At 43.0% G+C, this 11,250-nt stretch carries 9 protein-coding genes; 4 read left to right on the top strand and 5 right to left on the bottom strand.

All coding sequences use genetic code 11. The annotated features are described in order from the left end of the window. Positions 1-20 precede the first annotated feature (20 nt). Positions 21-518 (bottom strand): GNAT family N-acetyltransferase, encoded by a 498-nt coding sequence (locus HMPREF9010_RS16045; RefSeq protein ID WP_004309259.1) that lies wholly within the window; start codon positions 516-518, stop codon positions 21-23. A gap of 164 nt (positions 519-682) precedes the next feature. Here HMPREF9010_RS16045 and HMPREF9010_RS16050 point away from each other — a divergent pair, with 164 nt between their 5' ends. The 4 genes from HMPREF9010_RS16050 (at position 683) to HMPREF9010_RS16065 (ending at position 3,948) form a co-directional block, all read left to right on the top strand. Continuing rightward, a complete protein-coding gene (locus HMPREF9010_RS16050; protein WP_004299980.1) occupies positions 683-1,009 on the top strand; it encodes a PadR family transcriptional regulator in 327 nt (108 codons plus the stop codon). A gap of 21 nt (positions 1,010-1,030) precedes the next feature. Beyond that, the gene (locus HMPREF9010_RS16055) at positions 1,031-2,128 is read left to right on the top strand and encodes a PspC domain-containing protein (protein ID WP_008648216.1); all 1,098 of its coding nucleotides are present in this window, start codon (positions 1,031-1,033) and stop codon (positions 2,126-2,128) included. 155 nt (positions 2,129-2,283) lie between these two features. Further along, positions 2,284-3,282, top strand: a complete 999-nt coding sequence (locus HMPREF9010_RS16060) for an MBL fold metallo-hydrolase (protein WP_004309258.1) — start codon at positions 2,284-2,286, stop codon at positions 3,280-3,282. A 159-nt stretch (positions 3,283-3,441) separates the two neighbouring features. After that, complete coding sequence (locus HMPREF9010_RS16065; RefSeq protein ID WP_004299977.1) at positions 3,442-3,948, top strand: flavin reductase family protein; 507 nt, start codon at positions 3,442-3,444, stop codon at positions 3,946-3,948. Between the two features lie 133 nt (positions 3,949-4,081). On the opposite strand, the gene HMPREF9010_RS16070 is transcribed toward HMPREF9010_RS16065, so the two are convergent. From HMPREF9010_RS16070 to HMPREF9010_RS16085, 4 genes are all read right to left on the bottom strand, one after another. Then, positions 4,082-6,184 carry an alpha/beta hydrolase family protein gene (locus HMPREF9010_RS16070; protein WP_008648213.1) on the bottom strand — a complete coding sequence of 701 codons (2,103 nt, stop codon included), beginning with the start codon at positions 6,182-6,184 and terminating at the stop codon, positions 4,082-4,084. A 48-nt stretch (positions 6,185-6,232) separates the two neighbouring features. Further along, positions 6,233-7,564 (bottom strand): multidrug efflux MATE transporter BexA, encoded by a 1,332-nt coding sequence (gene bexA, locus HMPREF9010_RS16075; protein WP_008648211.1) that lies wholly within the window; start codon positions 7,562-7,564, stop codon positions 6,233-6,235. 84 nt (positions 7,565-7,648) lie between these two features. Next, entirely contained in the window at positions 7,649-9,502 is a 1,854-nt protein-coding gene (gene yidC / locus HMPREF9010_RS16080) for a membrane protein insertase YidC (RefSeq protein WP_008648209.1), read from the bottom strand. A 58-nt stretch (positions 9,503-9,560) separates the two neighbouring features. Further along, the gene (locus tag HMPREF9010_RS16085) at positions 9,561-11,186 is read right to left on the bottom strand and encodes a CTP synthase (RefSeq protein ID WP_004299973.1); all 1,626 of its coding nucleotides are present in this window, start codon (positions 11,184-11,186) and stop codon (positions 9,561-9,563) included. Positions 11,187-11,250: the final 64 nt, after the last annotated feature.

The following is an 11,250-nucleotide window of genomic DNA, read 5'->3' as shown; positions in this document are numbered from 1 at the left end:
TTGGTCGGCATTTTGGTATATCAAATATCTAGTCCCATAATATAATCATTCATATAATACCCGTTACCAATCGGGAAATCACCTTCCCGCAACTTTCTCATTCCCATGTGCTCGTAAAACTGCAAAGCCTTATTATTACGATTTACGTTGAGCTCCATCAAACAAGATCCCGGGTGTATTTCTTTGATACACTTGATTGCTTCCTTGAATAAAAAACTGCCGCAATGCGTGCCCTGAAAACGGGGGAGGACATATATCTTCTGAAGATGGAATACATCCTTTTCCTGTTGTTGAATGGAAACGTATCCGCATGGTTCATTCTCTTTATAAGCAATGGAGTACACATGTCCCTCTTCCTCCATTTGTTTGCGCACATTGGAAGGTGCATACATCCAGTCCATCATATAATCCAGTTGTTCGGGAGATAAAATTTCCTTGTAGGTGGCGGGGAATACCTCCTTTGCCATCTTATGAATAAGCTCGCAATCGGCTACCGTTGCTTTTCGAATTGTAAACATATGTATTTTCTATTTCTTGGTTTAACGGGCACAAATATAGCCATTATTTCTTTTTATAATAAGGTGGAGAGTCTCTAATGTTTTAATTATTATTAATTTATAGTACTTTGTAATGCAAGGTACTAAAGTAATGCATATATTTGTGCATCTAAAAGAAGTGAATAATGAAAGTAGACAATGTAAAATCACAGATGAGGAAAGGCATGCTTGAATATTGTATCATGCTTTTGTTGCACAAGGAGCCCGCTTATGCTTCTGATATTATTCAGAAATTGAAAGAAGCCCAACTGATTGTAGTGGAAGGCACCTTGTATCCATTGCTTACCCGTCTGAAAAATGATGACCTGTTAAGTTATGAGTGGGTAGAATCTACCCAGGGACCTCCCCGCAAATACTATAAACTCACTGAACAAGGAGAAGTCTTTTTGGGAGAGCTGGAAATTTCCTGGAAAGAACTTAACGATACAGTGAATCATATAGCCAATAGATAATCCGAAAAAGAAGAAATAAAAATGAAAAAGACATTGACCATAAATTTAGGAGGAATTGTCTATCATATAGATGACGATGCCTACCGACTGTTAGATAATTATCTGTCTAATTTGAAGCATTACTTTCGTAAACAGGAGGGTGCGGAAGAGATCGTAAACGATATTGAGATGCGTATTGCCGAACTGTTTGCAGAGAAAGTAACTGAAGGAAAACAGGTCATCACAGTTTCGGATGTAGAAGAAATTATCGCTCGTGTCGGCAAACCGGAAGACTTTGGAATTGCTGATGAGGATATGGACTCACAGAAAAGAACGGAACAAACATCGTCCGCTAATCAAGGCAGTACGCAAACCGCTGCTCAACGCCGCTGGTTTCGTGATCCGGATAATAAATTGTTGGGAGGCGTAGCGGCAGGATTGGCAGCTTACTTCGGTTGGGACATCACATTAGTGCGTATATTGATGATTATCCTTGTATTTGTACCTTATTGCCCGATGATTATACTTTATATTATCGGATGGATCGTTATTCCGGAAGCCCGTACTGCCGCGGAAAAATTGAGTATGCGTGGAGAAGCAGTGACCATTGAGAATATTGGCAAAACAGTGACAGACGGTTTCGAACGTGTAGCGGACGGAGTTAACAACTATATGAACTCCGGCAAACCTCGTACCTTTCTTCAAAAGATAGGGGATGTATTTGTTTCCATTGCTGCTGTTCTCTTTAAAATATTTCTGGTGGCTCTTGTCATTCTCTGCTGTCCTGTCTTGTTCGTACTGGCCGTTGTACTAGTAGCGCTGGTGTTTGCAGCAATTGCCGTGGCAGTTAGCGGAGGAGCATTACTTTACCAGATGCTGCCTGCCATTGACTGGATGCCGGTTACTTCTTTATCGCCAATGATGACACTACTGGGTACGATTGCCGGAGTTGCCCTCATCGGTATTCCATTAGGAGCTTTCTTGTATACTATCTTGCGGCAGTTATTCCATTGGTCGCCGATGGGAGCAGGCTTGAAATGGTCGCTATTGATTCTATGGATATTGGGTGCAGTCATAATGATTATTAATCTTTCAGCTCTTGGCTGGCAACTGCCTTTGTATGGCTTGCACTGCTCTTAACGAAGTCTCATTCTATATAAAAAAGGATAATATTTATTCTTTTATAAGTAAATGTACCCCGATAGTGTGTCCGGGGTACATTTTTTGTTTACTCTAATTCATCGTAAATCGAGAATTTATTAGTAAGTTTGTAAATACGTATTCAGGAAATAAAAATGGGTGAACATATATGTTTTAGGAGAAACGAACGTTTAGCGACAGTCAACCCTTATTGGAGAGGAAATCCGATGGTGCGCGGGCGTTTTTTTAATCGGCAGCATCGCTTCCGTCCGGGGATGGGGAGTGTACTGAAATGGCGTCTTTCGCCCAATCCCCAACGCAAAGAGAAGAAAACGGTGAAATGGGATCCAAAGGTTTGTTATCTCCGTTCATTGGATGCAGTGGTGGGAGATTCCCTGATATGGCTCGGACATAATTCTTTCTTTCTCCAGTTAGCAGGTAAACGAATCATGTTCGATCCTGTGTTCGGCAGTATTCCTTTTGTGAAGAGACAGAGCGAGTTTCCCGCTAATCCTGACATATTTACAGGGATTGATTATCTACTTGTCAGCCATGACCATTTCGATCATTTGGATAAACAGAGTATAGCCCGTTTACTGAAGAATAACCCGCAAATGAAACTCTTTTGCGGCTTGGGAACCGGTGAGCTGATTCAGGGATGGTTTCCCGAAATGAAAGTGATTGAAGCCGGATGGTATCAACAAATGGAAGATGAGGGATTGAAGATTACTTTTCTACCGGCACAACACTGGAGCAAACGTTCCGTACGTGATGGTGGCCAGCGACTGTGGGGAGCTTTCATGCTGCAAGGAAATGGAATTTCTCTTTATTATAGCGGTGATACAGGTTATTCCAGTCACTTCCGTGAGATTCCCGATCTGTTCGGAGCACCGGATTATGCTTTGTTAGGCATCGGGGCATACAAACCTCGCTGGTTTATGCGTCCCAATCATATATCGCCTTACGAATCATTGACTGCCGCCGAGGAAATGCATGCTGGTCTTACCATTCCCATGCATTATGGCACATTCGATTTGTCTGACGAGCCTTTGCATGATCCCCCGAAAGTCTTCGCAACAGAGGCTAAGAAACGGAAGATTCCGGTGAAGATTCCCTATTTGGGAGAGATTGTGAAATTGAATAAACAGAAATAATTAGATAAGTACCTGCCATGAATTAATCGTTATTTTTCTAGGTACGGATTTCACGGTTTTTAGTGTTGTTATTGTTGCAAAGTAACCGTGTTAATCTGTGTAATCCGTGCCTAAATTATTATATAAACTAATTATGAATACATATTTACGAATAAAGAGATGAAGAAATTAGAAGTAAAAGATTTGAAAGAAAATTTTTTCGAAGCGATTGGAAAAGAGTGGATGCTGGTTACAGCCGGAACAAAAGAGAAGTTTAACACGATGACAGCAAGTTGGGGTGGCATCGGCTGGTTGTGGAATAAACCGGTTGCTTTCGTTTTTATCCGTCCCGAACGGTATACATACGAGTTTGTAGAGAAGAACGATTACCTGACACTTTCTTTCTTAGGAGAAGAAAATAAGAAAATTCACGCTGTTTGTGGCTCCAAGTCGGGACGTAATATAGATAAAGTAAAAGAAACCGGATTGAAACCTGTATTTACAGAAAAAGGAAATGTCCTGTTCGAGCAGGCACGTTTGAGTCTGGAATGTAAGAAACTTTATGCTGACACTATCAAACCGGAATGTTTTCTGGATAAAGAATCAATAGAGAAGTGGTACGGTGGTGCTCATGGAGGTTTCCATAAGATGTATATTGTAGAAATTGAAAATATTTATTCGGAGTAAATTTAGCGAACTTTTTTATAATTTTAGCCGATTTTGATGAATGCAATGGAGAAGCCCCTGAACTCAAAAGATTGAGAACAGGGGCTTCTTTTAGTTTATTATGTTTATTCTACTATGTAATTAACGTAAAATTTTATTTAGACGGAGCTTTTTTCACCCATTTGTCCAACCATTCAAAGAATGTGCGTTGCCATAGAACCCCATTCTGTGGCTTCAATACCCAGTGGTTTTCATCCGGATAAATTAGCAGCTCTGCAGGAACACCACGCATCACGGCAGCATCAAAAGCAGCCATAGCCTGATTAGCCAGGATACGGTAGTCTTTTTCTCCATGGATACAGAGAATAGGAGTATCCCATTTCTCTACGAATAGGTGAGGAGAGTTGGCAAACGTACGCTGTGCCACCGGATTCTGTTTTTCCCAGTATGCGCCTCCCATATCCCAGTTGGCAAACCATTTTTCTTCAGTTTCCAGATATTGCATTTCCATGTTGAAGATACCATCATGAGCAATGAACGCTTTGAACCGTTTGTCGTGATGTCCGGCCAACCAATATACGGAGAATCCTCCGAAGCTGGCACCTACGCATCCCAGACGATCTTTGTCCACATACGGCTCTTTTGCCATTTCATCGATAGCAGTGAAGTAATCCTTCATACACTGGCCACCGTAATCGCCACTAATCTGTTCGTTCCATTCCACACCGAATCCCGGCAAACCGCGACGGTTCGGAGCAACGATGATATAATCATTAGCTGCCATAATCTGGAAGTTCCAGCGATAAGACCAGAACTGGCTTACCGGACTCTGCGGACCTCCTTCGCAGAACAGTAAAGTCGGATATTTCTTGTTCGGATCAAACTGTGGAGGATAAATCACCCATGTCAACATCTGTTTACCATCTGTTGTTTTCATCCAGCGACCTTCCACTTTACCCATTTCCAACTGGTCATAGATTTGTTTGTTCTCCTGTGTCAGTTGAGTGGTAGAACCATCCAGTGCCACAGAGTAAATCTCATCCCCCATACTCATTGAATGACGTTTCGCAATCAGCTTATCTCCGAAAAGAGCTACCCCTTCGTAATCATACATTCCTGAAGTAATAGCCTTTACCGAATCATTTGCCAGGTCAAGCGCATAAATTTGTGATTCTCCATGCCATACACCTGTGAAATAGATCACTTTAGCATCTGCTCCCCAGACAAAAGCATCCACATTCGATTCGAATGTCTTACTCACAAAACGCTTCTCGCCAGTTTCCAGGTTCATGATGAACAGACGGTTCAAATCCGCTTCGTATCCGTCACGTTCCATGCTCTGCCAGGCAATATACTTGCCGTCCGGTGAGTATTGCGGGTTGGTATCATATCCTTTGTTCTCTTCAGTAATATTTTCTGTTTTCTTAGTATTCAAGTCATAGATATAAATATCAGAGTTGGTAGAAATCGCATATTCCAGTCCTGTCTTTTTACGGCAAGTGTAAGCCACTTTGTCCGAAGTCATATTCCAGGCAAGTTGCTCAATGCCACCCCAAGGCTTCATCGGACTTTCATACGGTTCGTCGTTCAGAATATCCACAATATTGGAAATGCCGTTACCATCAAAGTCGGCAACAAAAGGATGCGGAGCGGTTGTCACCCATTCATCCCAATGTTTGTACATCAGGTCGGTAACGATGATACCGGTAGCTTTCGGCAGGTCCGGATACTTATCAGCAGTGCTTTCTTTCGTCTTTACTTGTGAAATAAACAGCAGTTTTTTGCCATCTGGTGAGATGGAATATCCTTCAATATCTCCGTCGTAGTTGGTCAGCTGCTTGCGCCCGCTACCATCCGGATTCATTTCATAAAGCTGGCTGCTTCCGTTGTCATTACTTAAGAATGCCAGTTTGGTGCCTCCCTTAATCCAAGTCACCTCATTTTCCTGATACGGGGTACGAGTGATTTGTTGATTTTCGCTTCCATCTGCGTTCATTACGAAAACTTCGCGGTTACTTTTGTTTTCCGGTACGCTGTAATACGCTACCGTATACGCAATTTTCTTTCCGTCGGGCGATACGGCGAATCCGCCGATACGTCCCATAGCCCAAAGTGCTTCGGGAGTCATGCGCTTCCCTTCGATCTTAATATCCGATTTCTCGATAAGCACCTGATCTGTCTTGCCTGCGTCTTTGGTTCCTCCGCAGGCAGCTAACAACATTGCCGCCGACATCATAATTAAATTAGCTTGTCTCATATATTTTATAAAATGTTTATTTTCTTGCGAAGATAGTGAAAAAAGGATTTAAATCTTCTTTTTCTGCCAGTTTCCTTTCTTCATATACCAGTAGCAGAACATCAGCGTGAAAGTACCATATACGCATTCCGTTGTCCAGGCAAATGCGACGTCCATCCGCAGGTACATGATGAAATATGCAGAGTATGTGACGTAGATAGCCAATACACAAAGTTCCATAGCCAGTGCAGTCTGCGTATTCCCTGTACCTGATACCGATTGGAAATAAACATTGGCAGGCACCAGTACCAAATAGGCAGAACACAATACCCACAGTGAAGGCACGGATGCTGCTCTCAAATCCGGCATATCTGTATAAATACGTAGGATCAGATCCGGAAATAGACAGAAGAATATCAGAATTGGCAATACAAATATATATCCAATGCGAATGTGCTGCCTGATAGTACCCCGTACACAATCCTGTTCACCTGCACCGATCAGATTGCTGACCAATGAACCACAGGTGGATGCAAATGCCATTGCAATCATAAACGGGATTCCCGACACGTTTCGGATAATGTTCGCGATTGCCAAAGAGCGCTCTCCCAAATGTTCCACAAATAGAAAGAACATAAACCAGGTAGACAAAGAAACAAAGTTCTGAATCATTGTCCACACAGAAACATTCAGTATTCGTTTCAGTGTTTTCCCTTGGAACTTAGGCAGTATATTCAATGCATACTTCCTGCAGTCAATCCGCTTCCAGGTATAGATGATAAAGAAAATCACCGATACCATTTCAGCCAGCGAAGAGCCGATAGCAGCACCGGCAATTCCCAATTGCGGGAAACCGAATTTACCGAAAATCAGGATATAATTGAATACCACATTCGAAAGTACCATCACAATAGAGTTCAAAGTCAGCGTCTTGGTCTGCGTCGTACCTACAAAGAAGGCGCGGAACATGACCATGATAAAAGAGAAGAAGAACCCGTACACACGCCAGTGAATATAACTCTCGGCTGCATCGTAAATGTGAGGAGACGAAATGATATTCTTGAGGATATATGGTGAGAATACGATGGAGAACGTGAATAAAATCACTGCCATGGCAAGCAGGAAATATATGCCCTGATAAAAAATGGGTCCGATTTCCTTGTAGTTTCCTTCTCCATTGCGACGCGCAATTAATATCTGGGCACCGATGCTGAAACCGAATGCCATCATGAAAATGGCAAGGTAATATACACCTGCAATGGCGGAAGCACCTAATTCGATTTCTCCGACACGTCCCAGAAAAGCAGTGTCCGTCATACCAATCATCTGTTCCATAATCAGACTGATTAGGATAGGGTAGGAGATTGTCCAGATTTGTTTATAAGAATATTTAGTTTTCATCTTATTTTATTTTTTAGAGAAAGAAAGCCGGGCAACCAAAATAGGATGTCCGGCTTTCTTAGAATATGATTCAGGAATTACTCCTTATTTTTTATTCTGTCTTTGCTGCTGCAATTGCTCTTGTTGCTTTTGCATCGCCTCCAGGCGAGCAGCAAATCCGGTCTTTTTCATTTGTTTCGGGTCTTTCTTTTTCGCTTCAAGAATAGCCAACAATTTAGTTTCGTCAGTCGTTCTACGAAGCAGAATCATAGTACCCACACTAATCAGCGTTGACACGAAGTAGTAATAGTTCAAACCTGACGGATAATCGTTCAAGACGAACAAGAACATAATCGGCATCAGATACATCATCCATTTCATAGCCGCCATTTGTGGCTGCGCTCCGGTATCCTGCATAGACATTGTGTACTTTGTGTTCAGAATATTGGTTACTGTCATCAGCAAGCAGAACAAGCTAAGATGGTTACCCAGGAACGGAATATGGAATGGGAATGTGATGAACGCATCATAAGTAGAAAGGTCGTCCGCCCACAAGAAACTCTGTTGACGCAGCTCGATAGCACTCGGCACGAACATAAACAAAGCCATCAGGATAGGAAACTGCAATAACATCGGCAGACAGCCGCCCATCGGGCTTACCCCGTACTGGCTGTAAAGGCCCATCACCTCCTGCTGTTTCTTCATTGCATCTTCCTGTTTCGGATATTTCTTGTTGATTTCGTCAATTTTCGGTTTCAATACACGCATCTTGGCAGAAGACATGTACGTTTTCCAGGTAGCCGGATAAACCAGCACTTTCACCATAATAGTCAGAATCAACAGAACGATACCCATGCTCAATCCCCAGCCGGACAACCAGTCGAATACGTTGATCGTGATAAACTGGTTAATCCAGCGAATCAGCGGCCAACCCAGGTAAACCAGTCGGTGAAGCTCCCATTTCTCGTCACGTCCTTTATCCAGCGCTTTCAGCGTCTTGAAGTGGTTCGGACCGAAGTAGAAGTACATCTCTGTCGGTTCTTTGCCTGACGGATCAAAGAAAGTATTCATTTCAGCAGAATAATCTTTGATATATCCGCTTCCCTGTTGTTCCATTTTTGACTTAACGGAAACCTTGTCGAAATCCTGTTCAGCGATAAATACAGACGAGAAGAACTGATTCTTGAAAGCTATCCAATCAATGCGTCCCGGCAAATCCTGACTGTCATCTTTGGCAGCAGACAAGTTGTCTACATTGTCACCTGTTACTTTATAAGTCAGTTCCGACAGACGATTCTCATAAGTGAATCCTTTTTCCAGTTGGCGGGCACGTTGTGACCAGTCGATGTCCACATACTTAGTACTAGCCAACTTGTCTTCCATGCCTGTCGCTTTGATTTCAAAGTTCATCAGGTAGCTATCCGGTTTCAGCGTATAGATGAAATCGATATAGCTTGCGCTATCTGCAGCCAGACGCATTGTAACACTACTGTCCGTCTTGTTCACAGCTTCAAAGAAATAATCTTTGGTCTGGATGGCTCCTGCCTTGTTGTAAAAGTTGAAGTTCATCGAAGCATCGTCACCGTCGAACAACATGACCGGCGTCTTTTTGTCCTGTGCCATATAATCTTTCAGCATGGCTGAATAGACACGTCCGCCTTTGGTTGTGAAAGTGATTTCCGCTACATTATTCTGGATGCTGATTTTAGAGTCGGTTCCATGCAAGGCATTGAAAAACAAAGCAGAAGAATCGGCAGCCGATGCCACCTCTTTTTGGCTGTTAGCCAGTGCAGCTTCCGTTTTAGCCTTCAACGCTTCCTCCTGCTGCTGTACCACGGCAATAGAATCGTAGTATTTCTTTTGCGCAGCTATCTGTTCCTCGCTTGGACGGCTCAAAAAACTGAATCCTACCAATAATATACCTATCAGAACGAGACCTGTGATGGTGTTTTTATCCATTCTTATTTTAATTACAAATTATATAAATTACAAACTACCGGTTGTTTACCACGTATCGTTAGCCGTTCACCGTTGCTTTTTCGTTTTCGATGGCAGCTTTCACAAATGCAACGAACAACGGATGAGGGTTCAGTACCGTACTACCATATTCCGGATGGAACTGTGTACCGACAAACCATTTCAGAGTCGGAATTTCAACGATTTCTACCAGATCCGATTCCGGGTTGATACCTACACATTTCATGCCGGCAGCTTCATATCGGTCTTTATAATCATTGTTGAACTCATAGCGATGGCGGTGACGTTCCTGAATATGTTCCTGTCCGTAAGCCTGATATGCTTTCGAACCTTTCTGCAATACACATTCGTAAGCGCCCAGACGCATCGTACCACCCATATTGGTGATTGCTTTCTGCTCTTCCATGATATCAATCACGTTGTGCGGAGTCTTTTCATCCATTTCACGTGAGTTGGCATCTGCGTATCCTAGTACGTTGCGTGCAAACTCAATAGCAATACATTGCATACCCAGACAAATACCGAAAGTCGGAATGTCATGTGTACGTGTATATTTGATAGCGACAAACTTGCCGTCGATACCCCGTTGACCGAATCCCGGACCAATCATTACGCCCGCCATACCTTTCAAAGCTTCAGCTACATTCTCATCTGTCAGTTTCTCGCTGTTTACGAAATGAACTTCCACTTTGCGGTCATTGTAAGTACCCGCTTGCGATAAAGCTTCACGGATAGATTTGTAAGCATCCTGCAAATCGTATTTTCCAACCAGTGCAATATTGATCGGTTCTTTAGTCTCTGCAGCGTGACGACGTTCCAGGAATTTACGCCATGGGCCGAGTCCCGGAGTTTCTCCTACCGGCAGTCCCATCTTTTCGAGGATAGTGCTGTCCAGCCCTTGCGCCTGCATCAGGATAGGTACTTCGTAAATTGTTTCCGCGTCGATAGACTGCACGACGGCTTTATCGTCTACATTACAGAATTGTGCCACTTTCTTACGCAGTCCGTCACTTAGCGGATGCTCGGCACGCAGTACCAGTACATCCGGCTGAATACCCACACTTTGGAGTTCCTTTACAGAATGTTGCGTCGGTTTTGTTTTCAATTCTCCGGCAGCAGCAAGATAAGGAACATAGGTCAAGTGTACGCAAAGAGCGTTCTTACCGAGTTCCCATTTCAACTGACGGATACTTTCGAGGTAGGGGAGTGATTCGATGTCACCTACCGTACCACCGATTTCAGTAATCACAAAATCAAACTTGTATTTATTACCAAGCAGTTTAACATTCCGTTTGATCTCGTCTGTGATGTGAGGAATCACCTGGATCGTTTTACCCAGATAATCTCCACGACGTTCCTTGTCAATGACGCTCTTGTAGATACGTCCCGTAGTAATGTTGTTCGCCTTTGTCGTTTGTATTCCCAGGAATCTCTCATAATGTCCCAGGTCGAGGTCGGCTTCGTGTCCGTCTACGGTTACATAGCACTCTCCGTGCTCATAAGGATTCAATGTTCCCGGGTCGATGTTGATATACGGGTCAAACTTCTGGATGGTTACATTATAACCTCTTGCTTGCAGCAACTTACCGATGGATGATGAGATGATCCCTTTTCCTAAAGAAGAGGCAACACCACCGGTGACGAAAATATACTTTGTTTCTCCCACAGCTATAACTGTTTTAATAATTGTTTACTTAGTAGTATTCTTACGAACTTAAAAACCGCAAAAT

Origin of the sequence: Bacteroides sp. 3_1_23 (genome assembly GCF_000162555.1) — a bacterium.
GTDB classification, from domain to species: domain Bacteria; phylum Bacteroidota; class Bacteroidia; order Bacteroidales; family Bacteroidaceae; genus Bacteroides; species Bacteroides ovatus.
The sequence above is the reverse complement of the archived record's forward strand: the minus strand, read 5'-3'. Positions and strand labels throughout refer to the sequence as shown.